Below are 23,598 nucleotides of genomic sequence, written 5' to 3' on the forward strand. Positions count from 1 at the left end.
TCAGAGCCGGCTGTGTTCCGGGCCGAGGCCGGGGAACTCGGGATCGCGTGCCGCGCCCGTCCGGCGGCTGTGCAGCAGGGACACGACGGGGTCGTCGTCGAGGCGGCCCGGGCCGAGGGCGGTGTCGATGACCGCGATGCGGCCGTCCCGGTCGTAGCGCGGCCAGTGGGCGCGGTCCTCCGGGGCGCCGTCACGGGCGAAGGCGATCCACTGGCGCTGGATCCAGGTGGCGATCCGCCGGTCCTCGTCGTCGTACCCGTCGGGGGTGAGGGTGCCGAAGAGGTAGCGGAGTTCGGCGGTGTGCTGGGCGCGGAAGCCGGAGGTCGCGGCGCCGGGCGAGACCCGGTCGAAGCGGTAGCAGTGGACATCGTGGCCGGTCGTCAGGAGCCGCTCCGCCGTGGCCAGGAGGGGTTCGGCGAAGACGGCGGCCGTGTAGACACGGTCGAAGCGGTCGTACACGGGCCCGCCCCGCGCCGTCAGTTCGGCGCGCACCGCCCTGGCCCGGGGACCGGCCAGGGCACGGGTGAGGATCCACAGGAGCAGCCTGTTGTACGGGAGCATGCCCGGCTTGATGAAGTACCGCGACTCGTTGCGGGTGTGGCCGAGCAGCAGCGGTACCGGGGCCAGGGGGCGGGAGTCGGCGTCGGTGGGCAGGATCCCGCCGTCGGTGACGGGCATCCAGGTCAGCTTGGCGGGGGTGTGCACCCGGCCCTTCTTCGGGATGACCCCGCTGAGCTGGTGGGAGAGTTCCTTGACGGTCCGGGTGGGGACCTGGCGCAGCGCGTCCGCTCCCCCGCCGCCGAGGCGTTCGACGAGGGTCCGGCTGGCCTCGTGGGTGTTCTCGTTGGGCCGCTTGGGGTCGAAGGTGAAGCGTTCGCTCCCGCCGCTCTGGAGGATCGCGCGCTGGAACAGGCCCGCCGCCGAGGGCGCGCCGAGCAGGGTGCGCACGGAGTGGCCGCCCGCCGACTGGCCGAAGACGGTCACCCGGTCGGGGTCGCCGCCGAACCCCTCGATGTTCTCCCGCACCCACCGCAGGGCGGCGATCTGGTCCTGGACCCCGAAGTTGCTGCCGAGGCCGGGGTGCGCGAGATAGCCGAAGGCGCCCAGGCGGTAGTTGACGCTGACGAGGGTGACGCCCAGGGAGGCGAGATGGGTGCCGTCCGTGCCGTCCTCGCAGCCTCCGCCGCCGAGGTAGCCGCCGCCGTGGATCCACACCATCACCGGCCGGCGCGCCCCGGTGTCGACCGTGCCGGTCCAGACATTGAGGTACAGGCAGTCCTCGCTCTCGCGCGCGGCCCGCGTCCGGAACACCGCGCCGGCCGTCTGCGGGCAGATCGGCCCGAACTCGGTCGCCTGCCGGACGTCCGTCCACCCGGCGGGCGGGACGGGCGGGCGCCAGCGCAGGTCGCCGACGGGCGGTGCGGCGTAGGGCAGGCCGAGGAACTTGTGGACGCCCTCCTCGGTGAAGCCTTGGACGGGGCCCTGCTGGGTCTGGACGATGGGCTGCACGGTGGTGCCTCCGGTGAGAGGGGTGGGTCCGCCTGCTCCGGCGGGGCGTGGGGGCTCGCCGCCGCCCAGGGGCCGCCGGGGGCGGTGAAGGGGGGAATCGGTGGGAGCGCGGGTGGCTGTGCGCGCGGCCCGGCGGGATCGACGGCTCGGGCGGGGTTGGGGCGGGGCTCGGCGCCGGACCTAGGAGTCGCCGGTCCGCCCGCTCCCGCCTCCGGTGCCTGCCGCCCTCGCCAGTCTAGGGCCGCGCCCCCCATAAACGCAAACGAACGTTTCCGTTTATGCTGGTGTCATGCCCCGCCTCACCGAACAGACCCGGGCCAAGCGCCGCGATCACGTCCTGACCAGCGCACTGACGTGCTTCGCCGAGAAGGGATTCCACGCCACGTCCATGGACGATGTGATCGCCGCGACGGGCTGGTCCTCCAGCGCCGTCTACCGCCACTTCCGCAGCAAGGAGGAGCTGATACAGGCCGCGGCGGAACGCGGGCTCGGCCTCGTGCACGACACCTTCGCCCGGCTCCTCGACCTCCGGCCCACCCCCACCCCCGCCCGGACCCTGGCGATCCTGGTGGGCGAACTGGAGACCCGGACCGCCCAGCCCGGCCTCGACATGACCAAACTCGCCGTCCAGGCCTGGGCCGAGGTCCTCGGCAACCCCGGACTGAAGACCCTCGCCCGGGACCACTACACGGCCGCCCGCGCCCGGCTGGCCGAACTCGCCGCACGCTGGCGGGCCGACGGCCATCTGCGCCCCGGCGCCGACCCGGAGGCGACCGCCGCCGTCCTCTTCGCGCTCATGCCGGGGCTGATCATCAGTCACCATCTGGTCGCCGATGTGACCCTGCGGGAGCTGACCGACGGTCTCGCCGCCCTCGGCACGGCGCTCACCGACCCGGACTGAGCCGAGTGCCGCACCCTTCGGCCCGCCCTTGAGCACCGCGCTCACCCGGTGTGCGTCACAGCGATCACAGCGATCAAGCGGCCCCAGTCGTCATGGCCGTCACAGCAGTCATAGCCGTCACAGCAGTCACGCAGGAGGAGGATCAGCGGCATGGGAACAGTGGACCGTACCGGAGCGCGCGTGCTGCTCGCGCTCGACCAGGAGCCGCTGGCGACGACCGTCGCGCTCGCCGACCGGCTCCGGCTCGCCCGGAACACCGTGCAGAGCCGCCAGCGCCGGATGGAGTCGGACGGCACGCTCGCGCCGCCGAGTGTGCGGGTCCGCCCGGAGCGGCTCGGGCGGCCGGTACTGGCCTTCATCACCCTGGAGATCGGCCAGGTGGAGGGCGAGCGGACACTCGACGAGATCGCCGCCGTGCCCGAGGTCTGCGAGGTGCACGCCGTCACCGGCACCGCCGATCTGCTGCTGCGGGTGGTGGCCCGCGACAGCGAGGACCTGTACCGGGTGACCCGGACCCTGCTGTCGTGCAGCGGCGTCATCCGGTCGAACACCATGCTGTCGCTGGTGGAGGTCGTACCGCTGCGGATGGCGCCGCTGCTGCGGGAGACGGCGGAGAACGGCGAACGGCCGGGGCACCCGGGAGATCAGGGACCCAGCACGACCGTCGTCGACTCGGTGTAGAACTCCCGGGCGGCCAGGCCCTGTTCGCGGGGGCCGAAGCCGGACTCCTTGGTGCCGCCGAACGGTGCCCAGTGGTCGAGCCCGGTGGTCGGTGCGTTGACCCGGATCATCCCGGCCTCCAGCTCCCGGGTGTGGGTGAGCGCCGCGGCCAGGTCCCGGGTGTAGAGCGAGGCCGACAGCCCGTAGGGGGTGTCGTTGGCCCGCTCGATCGCGTGCGCGGCGGACCGGGCCCGCAGCAGCGCGGCGACCGGCGCGAATCCGGTGGTGGCGAGGGGATGGCCGCCGGGCGCGCCGGAGAACGCCGCTGAGCCCGGTCCGGGCAAGGGGAACCGGAAGAGTGACCTACTCGGTCGCCAGACCTTGCCCGCAGTCTCTAGGTGACCTAGTGTTGAAGTTAATAGGAGATAACTCTTCGCGAGACCTTTCGGAAGATCCTCCGCAAGACGCCTTCCGCAAAAACCATCGCAAGCCCCCTCCCCCCAGATCCCCCGCGAGACCCACCGCGCGAGCCGGCCACCCCCCGCAGGGCCGAGCCGTCCGCGCGAGCCGCGTACCCGCACGTTTCACTGATCAGTGGAGGTCATCGTGCAGATCGTGCACTACGACGACGACAACTGGTTCAAGGACCACCCCAGCGGTGTGCTGCACTTCCAGCACCTGCTCCGGGGCGAGCCAGGATCACCGAACAACTACATGTACGTCCTGGCCCGGCAGGTCGGTGAGTGGTCCATGCCGCGCCACCGGCACAACTTCGAGCAGATCCGCATCCCGCTGGTCGGCTCCAACACCACCTACGGCCCCAAGGTCGAGCTGAAGGAGGGCCAGATCGGCTACTTCCCGGAGGGCCTGTCGTACGGTCCCCAGGAGTCGCCGCTGACCGATCTCAAGCCCGGTGAGCCGCTCGCGCTGGCCCTCCAGTTCGGTGGCTCGTCGGGGTACGGCTTCATGAGCATCGAGCAGCGCCGGCAGGCGATGAAGGAGCTGATCCAGGCCGGCGGCACATTCGAGGGCCCGCTGTACGTGAGTCCCGAGGGCAAGCGCCAGTGGGGTCTGAACACCGTCTGGGAGCATGTCTTCGGCGAGCGTCTGAAGTACCCGCGTCCCCGCTACAACCACCCGGTCATCGCCGACCCCAGGCGCTTCAACTGGCTGCCGGTGGACGGGGCCAAGGGGGTGGAGCACAAGTACATGGGCTCCTTCTCCGAGCGGGGCGTCTGGATCGAGATGGTCAAGCTGGGCCCCGGCGCCGCGTGGACGTCGGCCGACTCCGGCGCGGAGCGCATCCTGACCGTGCTGTCCGGCGAGGGCGCCGCCCACGGCGAGGACCTCCGGTACATGACCACCCTGCGGGCCGACCCGGGCGACGAACTGACCCTGTCGGCCACCGACACCTCCGAGCTGGAGCTGATCCTGATCGGGCTGCCGCCCGTCGTGGTCCCCCAGGAGGCGTCCGAGGAGTACGAGGTCGACCCCGACCCGTCCCCCGGCCAGCCCATCCATGTCGACTCCGGCTTCTGAGGAACGATCACCATGCTGCAACTCGACATCGCCTCCACGATCGCCGACCTGGTCCTGGCGGAGGGGCGGTCCCTCGGCTTCAGGCCGCTGACGGTGGCGGTGCTGGACGCCAACGGGCAGGTCCAGGTTCTCAAGCGGGACGACGGCAGCAATGGGATGCTGCGTCCCGAGATCGCCCAGGCCAAGGCCTGGGGGGCCGTGGCCCTCGGCCATGGCGGGCGGCTCCTGGCCAAGCGCGCGGAGATGGCCCCGGCCTTCTTCTCGGCGCTCGACACCCTCTCCCACGGGCGGGTGGTGCCGGTTCCCGGCGGGGTGCTGATCCGTGATGCCGACGGCCGGGTCATCGGTGGCGTGGGTGTCAGCGGCGACCTTCCCGACAACGACGAGAAGTGCGCGGTGGCCGCCATCAGCGCGGCCGGGTTCACTCCCGACGCGGGCTGAGGGTCACGTCCCTTCGGCCCCTTGTGCGGCCAGCGGGGTGGTGCACCGGGCCCCGGCGACCCCGGCGATCGGCATCGGCGAGGTCGGACCGGTCCGCACCTCCCCGCATCGACGTGCCCGCGGCGGCCCTGCTCTCCGGACGCATGGGAGGGGTCGGACATCCGGGTACGGCAGTGGGGCGGGCAGCGACCGACGCTGCCCGCCCCACTGGTGCCGGAGACCCACTCGTGCCGGAGACTCACCTCTCCCGGAGACTCACTTCTCCCAGGGACTCAGAGGAAGTTGTTGGGCCAGATCATCGTGCGCCACATATGGGCCGTCGGTGATCCGTCGAACCCCAGTCCCTCGCGGGGCTGGCGGAAGTGACGGCCCACGATGTCCTCGAACTCCTCGAACTCGACCTTGACCTCACGGTCGAAGGAGTAGATGTCATTGACCGTCACCAGCCGCGCGGTCATGTACCAGCGGTGCTTGCGCGCCTCCTCGGCGTCCCGGCGGGTGTGCTCGGGCGGCCGGTAGTCGGCGCCGAAGTAGGTGGCATACGCGTCCGGGTACCTGTACCCGACCGACTCGTCCGCGAAGTAGCGCAGCGCCTCGTGCTTCTGGATGGCCCAGGCCACCTCCTCGTCGACATAGGGCGCGACCAACTGGGCACCCCAGTAACCGTGGTTGGCGGAGAGCAGCCCGGGGACAGCGATGTCGTGGAGGAGGCAGGCCAGGACCACCTTGTCGTCCAGGCCGTTCTCCCGGGCCACCCGGGCGCTCTGGAGCAGGTGCAGCGAACCCATGTCGCTGAGGGCGACGCGGTACCGGAAGAAGTCGGCGAGGGTGGGGCGGTCGGGCATCCTGGGCAGGGCCGGGTTGTCGCCCATCATGAACACCGTGTCGGGGTGGCGCACCTCGGCGAAGAGGGTCTCGCGGTGCGGGTGGGCGGGGGTGCCCAGGGTGGCCGCGGCCGGGGGGACGATGAGGCGGCGGCGCCGGTCCACGGCGTCGTCCAGGGGCTCGCGCACCCAGTTGGTGAGACCGGCCTCGCGCAGGGAGGCCGGCAGTTCATGGGGCTGGACCTGAGTGGTCGGCGGTGGTGTCGCGGTCATGGGTGACTCCTTTCGTGCAGGGCGCGCCCCGGGGGTCAGTGGGCGGAGGAAGGGGCGGGGGCGGGGGCGCGCAGGGTGTGGATCAGTCCGGTGACCGGGGCGATCTCCAGCGGGCGGGCGCGGGTCTGCGCGTCGATGACGGTGAGCAGCGGTTCGGCCGCGTCGGCGGCGGGCCAGGGGGTGCCGTCCGGGCTGCTCGGAACACCGGTGCGGGCGAACTCCGTCCAGGCGTGCAGCATCGTCTCCGACACGCGCACGTCCTGCTCGTCGTAGCCGTTCCCGGGCCGGATGTGCCCGAAGACATAGGGGATGTCGGCGCAGTGGAAGGCCAGCATCCCCGACTCCCGGTGACCCGGCGCGACCCGGTCGAAGCGGTAGGCGTACGCGGTGCGGCCCAGCGCCGTGAAGCGGCGGTACGAGGCCAGGGCCGGCTCGGTCCACACGGCGTCCGTGAAGAGCCGGGCCAGTGCCTCGTAGGGGGTGCCGGTGAGCTGGGCGAGGAGGGCGTCGGCCTGGTCCCCGCCGAGGACCGCGGCCATGTTCTCCAGCGTTTCCCGGGTGTAGATCCGGGCGGGGTCGACGCCGCCGGGCGGGCCGCCGTGGGGCCCGGTCGGACGGACGAAGAAGCGTCCCTCGTCGGCGGTGTGGCCGAACAGCACCGGAACGGCCGGGTCCCAGCAGGAGAAGTCCTCCCCCACCACCCGGCCGTCCTCGGTCGGGGCCCAGACGAGGTTGGCCGGGGTGTGCACCTGACCGGGCGGCGGCATGACGCTCGCGGCCGTCAGCGACGCCCTGCACACCTCGTGCACCGGCATCGCGCGCAGCCGCCCCAGATCATCGCTGCCCAGTTGCTCGCAGAACCGGGCGCTCGCGGCGAGCAGCCGCTCCCTGCGGCCCGGTGCCCGGCGGGCGGCGATGTCCTCGACGCCGGCGCTCTGGAGGACGGCCCGGTGGAACAGCCCCCGCGCGCCCGGCGTGGCCAGCAGCGTTCGGACCGCGTCCGCGCCGGCGGACTGGCCGAAGACGGTGACGTTGTCCGGGTCGCCGCCGAACCGGGCGATGTTGCGGGACACCCACTCCAGGGCGGCGACCCAGTCCTGGACGGCGGCGTTGCCGTCCGCGTCCGGGTGCTGGAGGAAGCCGAAGGCGCCGAGCCGGTAGTTGAACGACACATAGGTCACCCCGCGCTGTGCGAGGGAGGAGCCGTGGTAGTCCGTCATCGAGCCGGACCAGTTGAGGAAGCCGCCGCCGTGGATCCACACCATCACCGGGCGGCGGGCGTCCGGATCCGTGCTGGTGGTCCAGATGTTCAGATGGAGGCAGTCCTCACTGGGCTCGGCGCCGAGATCGAGCCCCAGGTCCACGGTCTGGACGGCGACGGGGCCGAACTCGGTCGCGTCCCGCACCCCCGCCCAGGGCACGGGCGGCCGGGGTGACGCCCACCGCAGGTCGCCGACCGGCGGGGCGGCGTACGGCACGCCTCGGTAGCGGAGCACTCCGCGCCTCTCATTGCCTTCGAGGATGCCCTGCTCCACACGGACTCGGCTCATGATGACTCTCCGGAAGCTCGTATCCCACTGAGGCCGCGCGATCTCGTGCGGCCTCAGTCATGAGGCGCCCCGCACCCCGGTCACCGCGGTACCGGACCGGAACCAGGAACAAGACCAGGACCAGGACTGCTGGATCCGGACCGGGTCCAGACTTTAGAAGACTAGGTCACCTAGACCAAGATTGCCAATAGGTCACTCACCTACTAGGTGACTTATCGGCTGGCCACCTGTGCCGTTGAGCCCTTGCACAGGGACTCCACCATCGAGGTGAGGGTGCCGGTGACGAAGGTGGTGGTGATGCCCGCCCGGGACAGCCTGCGCGCCACGGCCGTCCGGATCCCCATGTCCACCGCCGACAACCCGGCCAGCAGCAACTCGATCAGCCTCCCGGGTCGTGCCGCGCAGACCGCCCGGACCACTGGCAGGGCGAGCCGCGCGACAAGGCTCAAGGCGAGCGCCGCGCTCACCCGCCGCGGCCACGGCCAGGCCCCGGGGACGGGATCGGGCGTCATGCGGTAGGTCACGACGAGACCCAGCACCTACCCGACGACGGCGACCGCTGCACGGGCGAGACGCAGATCGGCGCGTCGTATGCGCCACCGATGCCGAGCAGCACCGGGTTGCCGGTCATGTCGGCCGTGAACACCCCGCCCAGTCCCGGATGGGCCACGGCCACCCGTCCGTGGCACCAGCCGCTCCGGACAGCAGCGCGAGCTGGGGACTCACCCGGCGGTCGAGCCGCACGGCACCGGCCGGTGTGGTGGGCTCGGTACCGGCGGTGTCCAGGGCGGTGGAAGTCCTGGGTGGTCCTCGGGAGATGAGCGGGGGCGCGGCGGGGTTCCCGGGGGCTCGCGCTCCGTGAGGAAGCCGTCCAGCCGGGCCGACGCGACCAGCCTGCCCAGGCCGCCCGGTCCGGGGGAGCCGACCGGTCCGCTGAGCGATCCGGGCGAACGCCATCACCTGCTCCCCTCACCGCTGTACCTGTGGTTACAGCTCACAGGTACACGGACTGGATGGTCTGATACGAGCCGAGCGCCTCGGGGCCGAGTTCCCGGCTCGTCCCGCTGGCCTTGACTCCGCCGAACGGCGAGGCGATGTCAGGAAGATAGCCGTTGATGCCGATCGTGCCGGTCTCGACGCGCCTGGTCATGGCGAGACCGCGCTCGGCGTCGTCGGTCCAGACCGAGCCGTCCAGCCCTCAGACCGAGCCGTCGGCGATCCGCATCGCGTCGTCGACGTCGGTGTACGGGATGACCCTGAGGACGTCGCAGGTGCCCCCGTCCAGGGTGAACTGGCCGGAGGTGACGAGATGGTCCACGCGGGCGGCCATCACAGCACCACCACCAAGCGCAGCACATCGCCCTGGTGCATCCGCGCGAACGCCTGCTCCACCTGGTCCAGCGCGATGGTCTCGGTGACGAACGCGTCGAGGTCGAGCCGTCCCTGGAGGTGGAGGTCGATCAGCATCGGGAAGTCGCGGGACGGCAGACAGTCGCCGTACCAGGACGACTTCAGCGCCCCGCCCCGCCCGAAGACATCCAGCAGCGGCAGCTCCAGCTTCATCTCCGGCGTCGGGACACCGACCAGGACGACCGTCCCCGCCAGATCCCGGGCGTAGAACGCCTGCCGGTACGTCTCCGGACGCCCCACCGCCTCGATCACCACATCCGCACCGAAACCCCCGGTCAGCTCACGGATCGCCTCCACCGGGTCGCTGTCCGCGGAGTTGACGGTGTGCGTGGCACCCAGGGAGCGGGCCTTCTCCAGCTTGCGGCCGTCGATGTCCACGGCGATGATCCGGGCCGCACCGGCCAGCCGGGACCCGGCCACGGCCGCATCCCCGACCCCACCGCACCCGATCACGGCCACGGTGTCGCCGCGACCCACACTGCCGGTGTTGATCGCGGCACCGATGCCCGCCATCACCCCGCACCCCAGCAGCCCCGCCACCGCCGGGGACACCGCCGGATCCACCTTCGTGCACTGCCCCGCCGCGACCAGCGTCTTCTCCGCGAACGCCCCGATCCCCAGCGCCGGGGACAGCTCGGTACCGTCCGTCAGGGTCATCCGCTGCCGCGCGTTGTGGGTGTCGAAGCAGTACCAGGGACGCCCCCGCAGACAGGCCCGGCAGTGCCCGCACACCGCCCGCCAGTTCAGCACCACGAAATCACCCGGCACCACATCGCTCACCCCCTCACCGACCGACTCCACCACCCCGGCCGCCTCATGACCCAGCAGGAACGGGAACTCGTCGCTGATACCCCCCTGCTTGTAGTGCAGATCGGTGTGACAGACCCCGCACGCCTGGACCCGCACGACGGCCTCACCCGGGCCCGGGTCCGGCACCACGATCGTCTCGATGCCGACCTTCTCGCCCTTGGCGCGGGCCACGACACCTCGTACCTGCTGAGGCATGGGACAACACCTTCCGTTGACTGATGTGTTCACTGATGTCTGATGGCTGATGTGTGTTGACTGATGTGCGTTGACCGATGGGTGTTGACTGTTTCGTCGGCTGGTCTTCTCGGGAGGAACGGGCTCAGGTCGCCGGGTCCGGGTGGACCCGGACCGGGAGGGCGCCCCAGCCGCGCAGGGTGTTGTTGAGGTGGCGCTCGGGCGGGCCCGCCGGCTCGATGTGCTCCACCCGGCGGGCCAGGGCCGTCAGCAGGGCCTCGGCCTCCAGCCGGGCCACATGCTGGCCCACGCACTGGTGGATGCCCATGCCGAAGCCGACATGGCCCGAGGGGTCCCGGCCGAGGTCGAAGCGGTCCGGGTCCTGCCAGCGGGCCGGATCACGGTTGGCCGACCCGAGGAGCAGCAGAACCTTGGTGCCCTCCTCGATCACGGTCCCCGCGACGGTGACATCGGTGGTGGCCGTGCGGAAGAAGGTCTGTACCGGCGACTGCCAGCGGACCGCCTCGTCGAAGGCGACCCGGGCCAGTTCCGGGCGCTCGCGCAGCCGCTGCCACTGCTCGGGGTGGGTGGCGAACGCGAACAGCGCGGCGGACAGGCCGTGCACGGTCGTGTCGACCCCGGCGGTGAGCAGGGAGCGGACGACCAGCGGGGACTGTGCCGGGGTGAGGTCCCCGCGGTCGGCGGCCTCCCAGATGCGGGCGCCGAAGCCGTCGTCGCCGAGGGCCTCGCGGGCGCACTGGGCGTTCACCCACGCGGAGAGTTCGGCGACGCGGTGGGCGTCGGCCGCCACGAGTGCGTTGCGGGGGCCGAAGGCGTTGAAGGCCATGTTGCCGTAGGGCAGCAGGTTGTCGCGGTTGCCGGGCGGCAGGCCGACCGCGTCGGGGAAGACCCGCAGCGGGAACGCCTCGGCCAGTTCCGCACAGGCGTCGAAGCGGGTGCCCCGCGACAGGACGGCGTCCACCAGGTCCTCGGCGGCGGCGCGCCAGAGGGTGCTCAGCCGGCGCAGGGCGGGCGGGGCGAGGATCTCGCGCAGAACGCGGCGCGGGGCGTCGTGTGCGGGCGGGTCGGCCTCCAGGAGGAGGCTGGGCGGGCGCCAGGGCTCCTCGTGGCGGAAGTTGGCCAGTCCGGCTCCGGCGCCGGATTCGAAGGACTGCCAGTCCAGCAGTGCCGCGTGCACCTCCTGGTAGCGGGCCAGGGCGTGGATGTCGTAGCGCGTGAGACGCACCACCGGTCCCGCCTCGCGCAGGGCGCGGTGCAGTGGCTCGGGGTCGCGCAGGTGCCGCGCGGCGAACGGGTCCGCGTCGCTCGTGGGCGGCGCCGCGGACGGGGTGAGGGTGTCGGTCATGACGGCTCCAGCGGTCGGGGGTCAGCGCGGTCCGGCGCTGAGGAGGAGACGAAGGGGGGTGGGTGGGGCGGGTGCGGCTCACAGGTCCAGGACGAGGCGGTCGCCGCGGGAGCGGGACACGCAGGGGAGCATGCAGTCGTTGGCGGCGCGCTGGTGGTCGGCGAGCACGGAGTCGCGGTGGTCGGGGATGCCGTCGAGGACGGTGGTGAGGCAGGTGCCGCAGGTGCCCTGCTCGCAGGAGGACAGCAGATCGACGCCCGCGCCGCGCAGGGCCTGGAGGACGGAGGCGCCGGGGGTGACGGTCACCGTCCGGCCGGTGCGGCGCAGTTCGACCTCGAAGGGCGCGAGATGCGCGGGCGCGGCGAGGGCGGTGGCAGTGGCGGTGGCGGTGAACCGCTCGGTGCGCAGGCTGTGCGGCGGCCAGTGGGCGCAGGCCCGTGCCACGGCGGTGAGCAGGGGCGCCGGGCCGCAGCAGTACACCTTGTGGTCCGGCAGCGGGCGGCTCAGCCAGGAGTCGAGGTCGAGCAGCCCGTACTCGTCCTCGGGGGCGAGGTGGACGCGGTCGCCGTGGGCCTCGGCGAGGTCGGCGGCGAACGCCATGGAGGCGCGGGTGCGTCCCCCGTAGAGCAAGGTCCATTCGGTGCCGAGGAGTTCGGCCTGCCGGATCATCGGGAGGAGGGGGGTGATGCCGATGCCGCCCGCGATGAAGAGGAAGCCGGGTGCGGGGGCCTGCGGGAAGTTGTTGCGCGGGCCGCCCACGCCGACCGGGTCGCCGACCGCGAGCCGGTCGTGGACCTCGGCCGATCCGCCCCGCCCGTGCGGCTCGCGCAGGACGGCGATCCGGTAGGTGTACGGGTCCCAGCGGTCGCCGCAGAGCGAGTACTGCCGGGTCGAGCCGCCCGGCAGGACGAGGTCGATGTGGGAGCCCGGCGTCCAGTCCGGCAGGCGCCCGCCGTCCGGCCGGGCGAGGGTCAGGGACACCACTCCCTCGGCGACGGGCTCCTTCGCCCGGACCACCAGTGCCGCCGTGTCCGGTGCGGGGGCGCGCTCCGGGGGTGCGGTCGTCGAAGGGTTCGTCAAGGGGCCTGCCGAAGGGGCCGTCCCGGTGTCCTGCCCACCGGTCTGCCCACCGGCCTGTCCGACGATCCGCCCCCCGCTGTGCCCACCGGCCTGCCGGTTGTCTGCGACCACGATGTCGCCTCCCGTCCGATCCCGCCCGATCCCGTCCGAAGGAATGCAGGAAGGATGCGTGGGGGCGGGGGTGGGGTGCGAGGCGCTTCTCACTCAGCGAGAGGGATTTCCCGCCGGTTCGCGGGCGAGGTCAGCCGCCCAGGGCGCGGGACAGGCCGCGGGCCGCGGTCCGTACGACGGGGACGACCGCGCGTCCGGCCTCGTCATTGGGGACGATCACGGACAGCGCGGCCACGACATCGCCCTTGGCCGCGCGCACGGGTGCCGCGATGCCGAGGGCCTCCTCGTGGACGTAGCCGGGGCAGTACGCGTACCCCCTGAGGCGTATGTCGGCGAGCAGGGATCTCAGGCGGGCGGGGGTGGCCGGGGTGGCGGGGGTGTACAGGGTGAGCGGGCGGGCGAGGACGTGTTCCTTGAGGGCGGGGGCGCCGTGCGCGAGGAGGACCAGTCCGCTGGAGGAGGCGTGCAGGGGGAGCCGTCCGGCGATGCGGGTGTAGTTGACGACGGCGCCGGGGGCGGTGAGGCGCTCCAGGAACAGCACCTCCTCGCCGTCCAGCACGCCGAGCTGGACATGGTGGCCGACCACGTCGTGGACGCCCTCCATGAAGGGGAGGGCGGTGTTGCGCAGCGAGAGGGTGGGGGACGCGCGGGTGACCAGTTCCCACAGCCGCACACCGAGGCGTACCTTGCGGTCGGTGTCGCGGCTCAGCAGTCCGTGCGCCACCAGTTCGCCCACGAGCCGGGACGCCGTCGCCACATGCAGGTCCGCGCGCCGGGCGATCTCGGAGACGGTGAGGGCCGGTTCGTCGGGGCCGAACGCCTCGATGATGCGGACGGTCCGGGAGAGCACCGATTCGCTGTGGGGTGTCCGCACGGGCCACTCCCCTCGGGTGCGTGCGGGCCGGACCGCCCGGAGACGTGCAAAGACATGCGGTCGTGGCCGTGGCTCAGTCGAGCAGCTTCTTCCGGTCGGCGGACAGTTGGGAGACGAGTTGGGCGAAGTCGGTGTCGGTGAGGCGGAACCGCTTCGACTGGGAGGCCGCGTCGATCAGTTCACGCATCCGGTCGGAGTACTTCTCCAGGCAGGTGACCGCGCCTTCCGTGTCCCGCGCCTCCAGGGCGGCGACGAGGGCCATCCGGTCGTCCTGGAGCGGACCGGCCGCCTTCTTCCACTCGGCGGGCCGCTTGGTGCCCAGCTCCAGCGCGAGACGCACCTGTACATCGATCAGGAACCCGCAGAGCAGGGCCAGCAGCGGGTTGTGCCCGGCGGCGGCCAGGTGGCGCAGGAAGACACTCAGGTTCTCGGCGGACTTCTCCGGGCTGGGGACGAGCATGTTCTCCGCGCTCTCCCGGAGCTGGGCGAGATCCTCGTCCGAGGCGCGGGTGACGGCGAGGGCCGTCGCATGGGTCAGCAGAGCGCCGAGGACCCCGAGGACATCGCCCACGCCCATCTTGTCGAGCTGGATCACGGAGGCCAGGGAGAGGGCGGTCAGACTGTCGCTGCGGGCCGTCACAAAGGCGCCCCGGCCCTGTTTCGAGGCGACCAGGCCCATGGCGGTGAGCGCCCGGATCGATTCGCGTACGGTCTGTCCGCTCACGCCGTACTCGACGGCGAGATCCCGCTCGGCGGGGAGTCTGCTGCCGTGGGGGAGAGCGCCGCTCAGAATGCGGCCCCGCAGGTCTTCATAGATCAGGTCCGAGACCCGTTCACGGGCGAACTTCCGCGCCCCGGCATCCACACTCATGGCGTCAACCTAAACCCCTAGAGACCTAGTGTCAAGGTATATGACCGACGGTCGACCCGCCGACCAGCGCGACGGCCAACGCAACGGTTGACCCGACGGCTGACCCGGCGATCGACCCGGCGGTTGACGGCTGACTGACTGACTGACGGTTGACCCTCACTCTATAGGTGACCTAGTGTCCAAGTCATTAATGTGCACTGCACCGGGCCTCCGGTGGGAGACGAGGAACCATGGCGACGGTCGGCGAGGCGTTCTGCGAAGTCCTGCTCGGTCAGCGGGTGGGCGCGGTCTTCGGCAACCCGGGCTCCAACGAACTGCCCTTTCTGCGCCACCTCCCCGACGGGCTGCCCTACTACCTGGCGCTCCAGGAGGGCGCGGCCATCGCCATGGCCGACGGCTACGCCCAGGGCTCCGGCACCGTCGGTTTCGTCAATCTCCACGCCGCCTCGGGCACGGGCAACGCCATGGGCTGTCTCACCAACACCGCGAGCGGTCACACCCCGTTGCTGATCACCGCCGGCCAGCAGTCCCGCCGCTACCATCCGGTGAACGCGCTGCTGACCAACGTCGACGCCACCAAGCTGTGCGACCCGCTGGTGAAATGGTCCGGGGAGCCGCTGCGCCCCGAGGACGCCCCGCTGCTGGCGTCCAAGGCGCTCCTGCTCGCCCGGAGCGCGCCGGCCGGCCCGGTGTATCTGTCCGTGCCGCTGGACGACTGGGACCACCCGGCGGACGCCGCCGTCCAGCGGCAGCTCCTGGCCCGGTCGGTGCACGGGCACCCCGTCGCCTCCGACGCCGCACTGCAACCGCTGGTCAGGGCGCTCGCCGAGGCGTCCAGCCCCGTCCTCGTGCTGGGTCCCGGCGTCGACACACCCCTCGGTTACCCCGCCGCCGTCGCCTTCGCGCAGCGCTCGCGGCTCCCGGTGTGGAACGCCCCCAGCGCGCCCCGGGCGCCCTTCCCGACCACGCACCCCTACTACCGGGGCCAACTCCCCTCCGGCGCGGGCGATCTGGCCGCTGCCCTGGACGGCCATGACCTGATCCTCGTCTTCGGCGCGCCCCTCTTCCGCTATCACGCGCCCAGCACGGACGACTTCCTGCCCGCCGGGGTGGTGGTCCACGGGGTGACCGACGATCCCGACGAGGCGGCCCGCGCCCCCTTCGGGCAGGTGGTGATCGGCGATCCGGCCGCCGCTCTGGAGCACCTCGTCGCGACCGTCCCGGTCAGCACCCGGCCGCGTCCCGAGGCGCGTCCGCTGCCCGTCGCCGACACCTCCGGTCCCGCGTTCACCGCCGAGGCGATCACCGACGCCGTCGACCGGGGCAAGACCCACGACGCCGTGATCAGCTTCGAGTGGACCTCCGGGGCGGGCTGCGTCGACCGGCTGAGCACGAACCGGCCCCAGTCCCGGTTCTTCCCCGCGGCCGGGGCCCTGGGCTGGGGGATGCCCGCCGCGATCGGCCTCCGGCTGGCCCGGCCCGACCGGCCGGTGCTCGCCCTGATCGGCGACGGCGCCCTGCACTACACCACCTCGGCGCTGTGGACCGCGGCCCGCTACCGGGTACCGGTGACCTTCGTCATCGCCAACAACCGGCGCTACGGCGCGCTGGGCGGGTTCTCCCGCCTCCTCGGCATCCCGGAGGCCCCCTGTCTCGACGTCCCCGATGTGGACATCGTCAAAATTGCCGAGGGGTACGGTGTGGCGGCCCAGCGGGTGGAATCGCTCGACGAGCTGACCCAGCAGGTCAAGGTGGGTATGCGGGCCACGGGGCCCCGGCTGATCGAAGTCCCGCAGCGGGAGGGGTGAGTTGCGGCGGCGGGCGGAACTCACAGGTCCACGACCACCTCGCCGCCCTCGCCGCCCCCGGCGCGCGACACGCACAGCAGCATCACATCGCCCCGGGCCCGCTCCTGCGGGGTCAGCAGACTGTCCCGGTGGTCGACGGCCCCGGACACCACCCGGACCTCGCAGGAGCCGCACGTCCCCTCCCGGCAGGTCGAGGGCACGAGGATCCCGGCCCGCTCCAGCGCGTCCAGCGCCGACACCCCCTCCGGCACCCGCACCACCTCTCCCCCGCGCGCCAGCCGCAGATCGAAGGGGAACCGGGGTCCCGTGACGGCCTGCGGCCGGGGCCGGAACCGTTCCACCGACAGCGCGCAGCCGCGCCAGCCCTCCGGCCCCTGGGCCACGAGCCGTTCGGCGGCGGCCATCAGCCCCTCCGGACCGCAGCACACCACCGCCTCCTCCCCCGTGAGCGCCAGGTCCCCCAGCTCGGGCCGCCCCCGCTCCGCCGTCTCCCACCACTCCACCCGGCTCCCGTAGCGGGCGAGTTCGGCCCGGAAGGGCGCCCCGGCGGCCGTGCGCACCACATGGAGCAGCCGCCAGGGCCGCCCGGCCCGCTCCACCTCCTCGACCATGGGCAGCAGCGGTGTGATCCCGATGCCTCCGGCGACGAACACATAACGCGGCCGGTCCGGCAGGGAGAAGTGGTGGCAGGGACGGCTCACCCTCAGCACATCCCCGGCGCTCAGCCCGTGCGCCCGGCGCGAACCGCCCCGACCCCCGGCGTCCAGTTTGACGCCGATCCGCCACTCCCCCCGATCCTGCGGGGACCCGCACAGTGAGTACGACCGCGCCTGCGGGCCCCCGTCCCCCGGCAGGTGGACGTCGACATGGGCGCCCGGACTCCAGTCGGGCAGATCGCCCCCGTCGAGCCGCTGGAACCGCAGCGAGCGCACACCCGGCGCCTCCTCCCGCACCTCGCTCACCCGCACGTCCAGCAGCGCGGCCGACGCCGACCGCACCGGGGCGGGGTCCCGCGCCGGGCGCCCGGCGCCGGACCAGTCGACGGTGAGGCTGGTGGGTCCGCGGAACTCCCAGCCGTGGAAGGGGGGCGGGGCGGTGAGGCGGAGCGCCGGGAACGCGTCCAGTACCGCGGTGACGGCCGTCGTGACGACGGTCCGGGCGAGCGGTGCCCCCACGCAGGCGTGCACACCGCCGCCGAAGGCGAGATGGTGACTCTGCCGCCGGTGCGGGTCGAAGACATCGGGGGCGTCCCAGTGCCGTTCGTCGCGATTGGCGGACGCGAGGACCGCCGCGACGACGGTGCCCTCGGGCAGCCGCGTGCCCGCCACCTCGACGGGCCGGACGACCCGCCGGGTCAGGGTGCCCACCGGTGAGCCCCAGCGCAGGGCCTCCTCCACGATGCGCGGGACGGCGCCGCCACCGGCACGGGCCTCCGCCTCCAGCGCGGGGTCGGCCAGAATCGCCCCCAGGGCGATGCCGAACAGGTCGCGGGGTTCCTGCATGCCCCCGATGACCAGCAGTTGCACGGTGGAGACGATCTCGGCCAGCGTCATCGGACCGGATTCCGTCTGCGCCGCCGCGAGTCCCTCCAGCAGCGATCCCGGAGGGGGTCCCGCCGTCAGCACCTCGCGCACCACGGCGGTGATCTCCGCGCCCGCGGCCAGCGCGGCGGCCTTCTTCGCCGGGTCGCGTTCGTAGTTGGCGGCCCCGGTGGTGATGGCGCCGATCCACCCCCACACCCGCTCCTGCGGCAGCTCCGCCGGGAGCCCGGTGACGGCGCACAAGGTCCGGACGCACAGGGGCACGGCGAAGTCGGCGATCAGGTCGGCCCGGGTGCGGCGGCCGGGGTCGGAACGCAGCCCGTCGACGAGTCCGGCGACCAGCGCCCGCACGGTGGGCCCGGCGTTCAGCGGCAGCGCCGAGGGCCGCAGGGCCGCGGTGAGCGGGGCCCTGCGGTGGGCGTGATAGGGGCCGTCGCTGTGCAGCAGGTTGGGGCCGATGGCCTCGGTGAGCGGCGAGTCGTGCACGGCGGCGCTGAAGGTGTCCGTGTCCCGCGCCACCCGGACGACGTCGTCCCATCGGGTGATGAAGTGCGCGTGCGCGACGGGAACCCAGGCCACGGGCTGCTCGGCGCGCAGGCGCGCGTACAGCGGGAACGGGTCCCTCTCCAGTTCGGCGAGGGTGATGCTCTCACCCGGTGTGCTGCCCATCCTCGTTACCTCCCGGGGCCGATGGTCCGTGGCCCGATGACAGCCCGGTAGGACGATCTGCGCAATATGCGGCGGGCGGCTTGAGCATCCTGCTCAAGGTCGGCGCGGGGAGGTGGGCGAGGTGACGCATCCTGCTGCCTGCGTCTCTTGGGCACTCGCGGGCTCTTGGGCACTTGGGGGCTCTTGGGCACTTGCGGGCGGCCGGAGGGGGTACCGGATTTCACTTCCGCAACTCGGTTGCGGAAGTGAAATCCGGTACCCCCGGCACGGCACGCCGGTCGGGTGGCGCCGTCAGGGGGTGTCCGGTGTGGAACCCAGGGGCGGATAGGTCTCGTTGTCGAGTCCCGGTACGACGAAGTCGCCGTCGGGGCGGGTCGCGAGCTGCTCGGCGACATAGTCGGAGACACCGCTGGCGAGCAGTTGGCGCGGATCCTCCAGGGACAGCCGCAGCCGCGCGTACATGGCGTCCCAGGCGTCGGGGGCGGGGATGCGCGGCAGGTCGGAGAGGGTGCGGGTGCCCGGCTCCAGGTCGGGGCCGAACATGGGCGCCTCCTCGTAGGACGGCCAGCCCTCGTACATCAGGGGGGCCAGTTCGATCCCGGCGACGACCCGCGCCAGCATCCAGCGCAGCGGGTCCTCCAGACGGATCACCTCGTCCAGGTCGTCGGAGGTGCGCGGGGTGAGGAAGGTCGGGGCGTGCGGGGCGATCAGCAGATGCGCGGAGGGGAGCGCGCCCCGGGCGGCGAAGTGGATGATCCGGGCCATCGAGTTGGTGCCCTTGGTGATGCCGCTGGTCGGACGTCCCTGGCGGCCCGCGATCATCACATAGGTGCGGCTCCAGTCCAGGTCGAACGAGGTGACCCAGCGGATGATGGTGCTGACCGAATCCAGGCCGACGAGGCTGAAGGTGGCGATGACGACCTTGGTGAACGGGACCGGCAGCTCGGGCTGCCCGACGCCGATCAGATAGTCGTCGCGCAGGGTGCGGGCGGAGAGATAGCCGGGTTCGTCCAGGGCGCGGCGCAGATAGCGGATGGAGACGGCGAGGCCGTAGTCCATCATGGCGGCGATCTCCTCCTCGCGGCCCGCGAACGACTCGGCCTTCAGTTCGTCGCGCCAGAACTCCAGTGAGTGGGAGTCCCGGGCGGCCACGCACCGCGCCAGGAGCCGTTCGGCGTCGGCGCGCCACTCGCGCTCCAGGCCCAGTTCGCCCAGGCGCACCACGCTCGCGAGGGCGGGCGCGAGATGGGAGACCCCGGCGAGTTCCTTGAAGCCGGGGACGTTCAGCCGGAAGTGCTGGGTGCTGGGGCGTCGGCCGCTGCCCGGGTAGAGGGCGAGGTCGGAGGCGGTCGCGACGATCAGGGGTGAGTCGAGGATGCGGTCGTAGGCGGCCTGGGTGAGATGGTCGCCGGTCGAGTCGCGGCCGGGCACCCTCGGGTTGGTGTAGGCGCGGAACAGCTCGACCAGTTCGGCGTTCTCGGGAAAGGCGCCCGGGAACTCGCGGATGTCGGTGCGGAGCAGCTCGTTTCGTTCCATCGTCGAAGCCTTTTCATCCATGGATCGCGGAGGTCCCGCCGCCCGGCCCCGGCCAGTGCCGCCACAGTGCGAAGCGGCGTCCGGCCGGGTCGGCGGGGGGTTCCCGGAGGAGCCGGACGAGGGTCAGCGGCTCGGCGTCCGCGCCGGTGGGAGCGTAACGCGTGGTCGAGACCCAGCCCGGCAGGGCGCGCAGCCGGTCCGGCGCCGCGCCGGGGGCGACGCTCATCAGGTACGGCGTGGCGGCCGGGGCCGCGCCCTGGTGCCGCTCGACGGTCAGGACCCGTCGCCGGAGCACGGCCAGCCGCCGCATCACGACGCGCTCGGCCTCCGAGCGGTGGGAGCGCAGCCGCCGGTAGGCCGCGCTGTCGAGGGTGCGCGGGTCGACGTCGTAGAGCGCCAGCCAGCCCGGGTGGGCGCCGTCGGTGGCGCGGTAGCGCGTGCCGGACCGGAATCCGGGCAGCGCCATCCGCGCGGGCACATGCTCCCCGTCGTACCAGCGGTGGAAGGCGTCGGTGTCGACGGCGCCCGGGTCGCTCTCGACGAGGAGCAGGACGGACGGCGGTGGTGGCGGCGGGCTAGGAGAACGCACCGCTGTCCAGCCAGACGGCCTCGGCGAGCGGCGGCGACTCGGGGATGTAGCCGTACTCGGTGTAGAAGTCGATGAAGTCCTGCACCACGGAGCCCGGCATCGGCTCGACCGGGTAGAGGGGCAGGTTCTCGGGGGCGACGGGGTTGTCGGTGAGTCCGGTCTCGACCGTGTAGGCGGAGATCTCGTCCCGGTTCTCGTCGGCGTAGCGGAACGCCTCCATGGTGCCCTCGACGAAGCTCCGCGCGACCTCGGGGCGGTCCTCCAGGGCGTCCGCGTTGGCGATGAGGATCGCGCCGGGGGCGCCGGGCCGGGTCATCTCGTCGGTGATGTAGCTGAGCACCTCCACATCGCCGGAGTCCAGGGCCTGGCCGAGGAACGGCTCGAAGAGGTGTCCGGCGTCCGCCGCCCCGCTGGCGACGGCCTCGGCGAGCGAGCCGAGCGGCACCTGGAGCATCTCCATCTCGTCGTAGTCGCCGTTCAGAGCGGTCACCTCCAGTTCCATCTGCGGGCCGCGCGCGGCGTCCTGGACGGCGAAGACATCGGTGTCGCTGAGGTCGGTGGCGTTGCTGCCGGCGTCCACGATGACCGCCGCGAAGCGGCTGTCGCCGCCGCGCAGGATGTTGGCGGGGGCGATCATCTGGATGGGCAGTCCCTCGGCGGCCGCGTTGATGAACGATTCGAAGCTGGCCATCGCGAAGTCCAGTTGGCCGTTCATGAGCTGCGGGACGACCACGTTGGTCTCGGTGGCGGTGTCGAGCTGTACGTCGAGGCCCAGGTCGCTGTAGGTGCCGGACTCCACCGCGTGGAAGAGCGGTGCGGAGGTGCCGGCGGCCGGGCTGACCGCGACCCGGACCGTGGTGGTGCCGGACGAGGATTCGGATTCCGTCCCGCCGCCGCCCGAACAGGACACGAGCGCGGAGAGAACGAGGAGAACGGCGAGCGACGTCTTTGTGCGCATGGGTTCCACCTCCAAGAGATCGAGTGGGGTGAGGATAGGAAGCCCCGCCGGGCCGCTCCAGCTCTGAAATATCCGAGCCGCCCTCGGTACATGGGGCCGTACCGCTGCTATAGGGGGTCACTGCCATATGGCTCCCGATACAGGGGGCCGCTGATGCCTGGGACCGCTGATGCCCGGGACCGCTGATATATGTGACCTCGCCGCCCCGCCCGCCCCGCGCCTAGCGTGACGGGATGACTGCCACCCCTCCCGGCCAGCCGGTCCCCCTTGTCGCACAACTGCGCGCCGGGGAACCCACCTTCCTCATGGGCCTGCGCAGCGCGCGGACCGGGGACGCGGTGCGGATCGCGGCCAGCACCGGGCATCACGGTGTGCTCGTCGATCTGGAGCACGCGCCGATGCCGCTGGACGCCGCCACCGCCATGTGCCGCGAGGCGACCGCTCTCGGGCTGGCCGCACTCGTCCGGGTCCCGGAACGCGAGTACGGCATGATCGGGCCCCTCCTCGACGGCGGCGCCACCGGTATCGTCGCGCCCCGGGTCGAGTCGGCCGGGGCCGCCGCGGACATCGCGGGCGCGTGCCGGTTCCCGCCCGAGGGGCACCGGTCGCAGACCGCGCAACTGCTCCAGTACGGCCTGACCCCGATGCCGGCCCGCGCGACGAACGGGCCGGTCAACGCGGAGACCGTGGTCAAGGTGCTGATCGAGAGCCCACTCGGGGTGGAACGGTGCGACGAGATCGCCGCCGTCCCGGGGGTGGACATCGTCGCCGTCGGGGCGAACGACCTCTCCGCGGAGCTGGGCAGCCCCGGTGACTACACGACCCCGGAGATGGAACGGGCCCTGGCCGCCGTCGCGGACGCCTGCCGGCGGCACGGCAAGCTCTTCATGCTGGGCGGGGTCGGCGACCGGGAGATCCTCGCCCGGCATCTGCGGCGGGGCGCCTGCCCGCTGATCCTCACCGGCATGGACACCGAGCTGCTCTACGCGAGCGCGCGCGGCCGGGCCGACGGATACCGGCGGTGGTACGAGGAGACCCTTGCCGGGCCGCCCGCCGGGTCGCCCGCGGGGCCACACTCCTGGCCGCGCTCCGGGATCCCAGCAGATGCCTCGGCCGCGCCCTCTACCGGGACCTCAGCAGATACCTCGGCCGAGACCTCCGCCGGGATCTCAGCCGATACCGCCGCCGAGACCTTCTCCGACACGACAGGACAAGGAAGCCGACCGTGACAACCCAGCCCCTCCAGACCCTGCCGATGCGCGCCGCCACCACCAACACCCCGCCCGCCTTCACCATGCCGCCGGGCGCCTGCGACACCCACTTCCATGTCTTCGAGGACGGGTTCCCGCACGTCGACGCCCCGCTCTATACCTTCCCCGACGGCCGGGTCGAACAGTACGCGGAGCTGGCCGCGCATCTCGGCTTCCACCGGATGGTCCTCGTCCAGCCCACCTTCTACGGCGACGACAACACCCTGCTCCTCGACGCCCTGGACCGCCTCGGCCCCCGCGCGCGGGGCGTCGTCCGGGTCGGCGAGGGCGTCACCGACCGGCACCTCGACGACTGGCACGAGCGCGGTGTCCGGGCGATCCGGCTGGACCTGTTCGCCCGCGCCGACTGGCCGCTGGAGGATCTGCGCAGCTATGTCATGGCGCAGGCGGAGCGGGTGCGTGAGCGCGGCTGGCATCTCCAGTTCTACGCGCCCGGCGCCGTCGTGCGCGCGCTGATCCCGTATCTGGCGCCGCTCGATGTGCCCTACGTCATCGATCACATGGGGTACATGAAGCGCGCGGACGGTTTCGGCGAAGCCGATTTCGAGGCGCTCACGGGGCTGCTGGACACCGGCAACTGCTGGATCAAGCTGTCCGGGCCCTACCGGGTCGCCGGGTCCGCGCCGCTGTCGTCGGTGGCGCCGCTGGGCCGTGCGCTGGTGGCCGCGCGGGCGGACCGGCTGGTCTGGGGCTCGGACTGGCCGCATCTGCCGGACGGGCAGCGCGACACCGGTGAGGTGCTCAATCTGCTGCGCGACTGGGCGCCCGACGAAGGGGACCGCCGCACGATCCTCACCGACGGCCCGACCCGGCTCTTCTTCTCCTGACCCACC

23 protein-coding genes are annotated in these 23,598 nt (G+C 72.4%); 7 read left to right on the forward strand and 16 right to left on the reverse strand.

The annotated features are described in order from the left end of the window. Positions 1 to 1,509 carry a carboxylesterase family protein gene (locus AB0O01_RS01950; RefSeq protein ID WP_365309968.1) on the reverse strand — a complete coding sequence of 503 codons (1,509 nt, stop codon included), beginning with the start codon at positions 1,507 to 1,509 and terminating at the stop codon, positions 1 to 3. Between the two features lie 289 nt (positions 1,510 to 1,798). Here AB0O01_RS01950 and AB0O01_RS01955 point away from each other — a divergent pair, with 289 nt between their 5' ends. Together AB0O01_RS01955 and AB0O01_RS01960 are read left to right on the forward strand one after the other, a co-directional pair. Continuing rightward, the gene (locus AB0O01_RS01955) at positions 1,799 to 2,410 is read left to right on the forward strand and encodes a TetR/AcrR family transcriptional regulator (RefSeq protein ID WP_365309970.1); all 612 of its coding nucleotides are present in this window, start codon (positions 1,799 to 1,801) and stop codon (positions 2,408 to 2,410) included. Positions 2,411 to 2,560: 150 nt separating this feature from the next. Continuing rightward, on the forward strand, positions 2,561 to 3,091 hold the full coding sequence (locus AB0O01_RS01960) for an Lrp/AsnC family transcriptional regulator (protein WP_365309972.1): 531 nt from the start codon (positions 2,561 to 2,563) through the stop codon (positions 3,089 to 3,091). On the opposite strand, the gene AB0O01_RS01965 is transcribed toward AB0O01_RS01960, so the two are convergent. After that, complete coding sequence (locus AB0O01_RS01965) at positions 3,055 to 3,414, reverse strand: aldehyde dehydrogenase family protein (protein ID WP_365309974.1); 360 nt, start codon at positions 3,412 to 3,414, stop codon at positions 3,055 to 3,057. The genes AB0O01_RS01960 and AB0O01_RS01965 overlap by 37 nt on opposite strands. Before the next feature lie 262 nt (positions 3,415 to 3,676). Between AB0O01_RS01965 and AB0O01_RS01970 the strand changes: the two genes are divergently transcribed. Both AB0O01_RS01970 and AB0O01_RS01975 read left to right on the forward strand, forming a co-directional pair. Beyond that, positions 3,677 to 4,609, forward strand: a complete 933-nt coding sequence (locus AB0O01_RS01970; protein ID WP_365309976.1) for a hypothetical protein — start codon at positions 3,677 to 3,679, stop codon at positions 4,607 to 4,609. Positions 4,610 to 4,621: 12 nt separating this feature from the next. Further along, positions 4,622 to 5,050, forward strand: coding sequence for a heme-binding protein (locus AB0O01_RS01975; protein WP_365309978.1), 429 nt, complete (start codon positions 4,622 to 4,624; stop codon positions 5,048 to 5,050). 272 nt (positions 5,051 to 5,322) lie between these two features. Here the strand turns inward: AB0O01_RS01975 and AB0O01_RS01980 are convergent, their stop codons facing one another. From AB0O01_RS01980 to AB0O01_RS02025, 10 genes are all read right to left on the reverse strand, one after another. After that, positions 5,323 to 6,147 (reverse strand): hypothetical protein, encoded by an 825-nt coding sequence (locus AB0O01_RS01980; RefSeq protein WP_365309980.1) that lies wholly within the window; start codon positions 6,145 to 6,147, stop codon positions 5,323 to 5,325. Positions 6,148 to 6,182: 35 nt separating this feature from the next. Continuing rightward, positions 6,183 to 7,697: a carboxylesterase family protein gene (locus AB0O01_RS01985; protein ID WP_365309983.1), complete on the reverse strand. Its 1,515-nt coding sequence runs from the start codon at positions 7,695 to 7,697 to the stop codon at positions 6,183 to 6,185. Between the two features lie 212 nt (positions 7,698 to 7,909). After that, a complete protein-coding gene (locus AB0O01_RS01990) occupies positions 7,910 to 8,221 on the reverse strand; it encodes a DUF1275 family protein (protein ID WP_365309985.1) in 312 nt (103 codons plus the stop codon). A gap of 470 nt (positions 8,222 to 8,691) precedes the next feature. Further along, complete coding sequence (locus AB0O01_RS01995) at positions 8,692 to 8,892, reverse strand: aldehyde dehydrogenase family protein (RefSeq protein ID WP_365310473.1); 201 nt, start codon at positions 8,890 to 8,892, stop codon at positions 8,692 to 8,694. 3 nt (positions 8,893 to 8,895) lie between these two features. Further along, positions 8,896 to 9,027, reverse strand: a complete 132-nt coding sequence (locus AB0O01_RS02000) for a hypothetical protein (protein ID WP_365309987.1) — start codon at positions 9,025 to 9,027, stop codon at positions 8,896 to 8,898. Further along, positions 9,027 to 10,112, reverse strand: a complete 1,086-nt coding sequence (locus AB0O01_RS02005; protein ID WP_365309990.1) for an S-(hydroxymethyl)mycothiol dehydrogenase — start codon at positions 10,110 to 10,112, stop codon at positions 9,027 to 9,029. Before AB0O01_RS02005 ends, AB0O01_RS02000 begins: the two co-directional genes overlap by 1 nt. Positions 10,113 to 10,236: 124 nt before the next feature. Further along, positions 10,237 to 11,457 (reverse strand): cytochrome P450, encoded by a 1,221-nt coding sequence (locus AB0O01_RS02010; RefSeq protein ID WP_365309992.1) that lies wholly within the window; start codon positions 11,455 to 11,457, stop codon positions 10,237 to 10,239. Between the two features lie 78 nt (positions 11,458 to 11,535). Then, the gene (locus tag AB0O01_RS02015) at positions 11,536 to 12,537 is read right to left on the reverse strand and encodes a PDR/VanB family oxidoreductase (RefSeq protein WP_365310475.1); all 1,002 of its coding nucleotides are present in this window, start codon (positions 12,535 to 12,537) and stop codon (positions 11,536 to 11,538) included. Positions 12,538 to 12,778: 241 nt separating this feature from the next. Continuing rightward, positions 12,779 to 13,522, reverse strand: a complete 744-nt coding sequence (locus tag AB0O01_RS02020; protein WP_365309994.1) for an IclR family transcriptional regulator — start codon at positions 13,520 to 13,522, stop codon at positions 12,779 to 12,781. Positions 13,523 to 13,595: 73 nt separating this feature from the next. Next, positions 13,596 to 14,393, reverse strand: a complete 798-nt coding sequence (locus AB0O01_RS02025) for a GntR family transcriptional regulator (protein ID WP_365309996.1) — start codon at positions 14,391 to 14,393, stop codon at positions 13,596 to 13,598. A 230-nt stretch (positions 14,394 to 14,623) separates the two neighbouring features. On the opposite strand from AB0O01_RS02025, the gene mdlC reads away from it, so the two are divergent. Then, positions 14,624 to 16,201: a benzoylformate decarboxylase gene (gene mdlC / locus AB0O01_RS02030; protein WP_365309999.1), complete on the forward strand. Its 1,578-nt coding sequence runs from the start codon at positions 14,624 to 14,626 to the stop codon at positions 16,199 to 16,201. A 20-nt stretch (positions 16,202 to 16,221) separates the two neighbouring features. Here the strand turns inward: mdlC and AB0O01_RS02035 are convergent, their stop codons facing one another. The 4 genes from AB0O01_RS02035 to AB0O01_RS02050 all read right to left on the reverse strand — a co-directional run bounded on the left by AB0O01_RS02035 (position 16,222) and on the right by AB0O01_RS02050 (position 21,494). Further along, entirely contained in the window at positions 16,222 to 18,411 is a 2,190-nt protein-coding gene (locus AB0O01_RS02035; RefSeq protein WP_365310001.1) for a cytochrome P450, read from the reverse strand. Between the two features lie 291 nt (positions 18,412 to 18,702). After that, the gene (locus tag AB0O01_RS02040; protein ID WP_365310003.1) at positions 18,703 to 19,947 is read right to left on the reverse strand and encodes a DUF5624 domain-containing protein; all 1,245 of its coding nucleotides are present in this window, start codon (positions 19,945 to 19,947) and stop codon (positions 18,703 to 18,705) included. Positions 19,948 to 19,960: 13 nt separating this feature from the next. After that, entirely contained in the window at positions 19,961 to 20,536 is a 576-nt protein-coding gene (locus AB0O01_RS02045) for a hypothetical protein (RefSeq protein WP_365310005.1), read from the reverse strand. Continuing rightward, positions 20,523 to 21,494, reverse strand: a complete 972-nt coding sequence (locus AB0O01_RS02050) for an ABC transporter substrate-binding protein (RefSeq protein ID WP_365310007.1) — start codon at positions 21,492 to 21,494, stop codon at positions 20,523 to 20,525. Before AB0O01_RS02050 ends, AB0O01_RS02045 begins: the two co-directional genes overlap by 14 nt. Positions 21,495 to 21,727: 233 nt before the next feature. Here AB0O01_RS02050 and AB0O01_RS02055 point away from each other — a divergent pair, with 233 nt between their 5' ends. Together AB0O01_RS02055 and AB0O01_RS02060 are read left to right on the forward strand one after the other, a co-directional pair. Continuing rightward, positions 21,728 to 22,723 (forward strand): aldolase/citrate lyase family protein, encoded by a 996-nt coding sequence (locus AB0O01_RS02055; RefSeq protein ID WP_365310009.1) that lies wholly within the window; start codon positions 21,728 to 21,730, stop codon positions 22,721 to 22,723. Further along, positions 22,720 to 23,592: an amidohydrolase family protein gene (locus tag AB0O01_RS02060; protein WP_365310011.1), complete on the forward strand. Its 873-nt coding sequence runs from the start codon at positions 22,720 to 22,722 to the stop codon at positions 23,590 to 23,592. Before AB0O01_RS02055 ends, AB0O01_RS02060 begins: the two co-directional genes overlap by 4 nt. Positions 23,593 to 23,598: the final 6 nt, after the last annotated feature.

It is taken from the genome of Streptomyces sp. NPDC093252, from assembly GCF_040683675.1.
Taxonomy (GTDB): domain Bacteria; phylum Actinomycetota; class Actinomycetes; order Streptomycetales; family Streptomycetaceae; genus Streptomyces.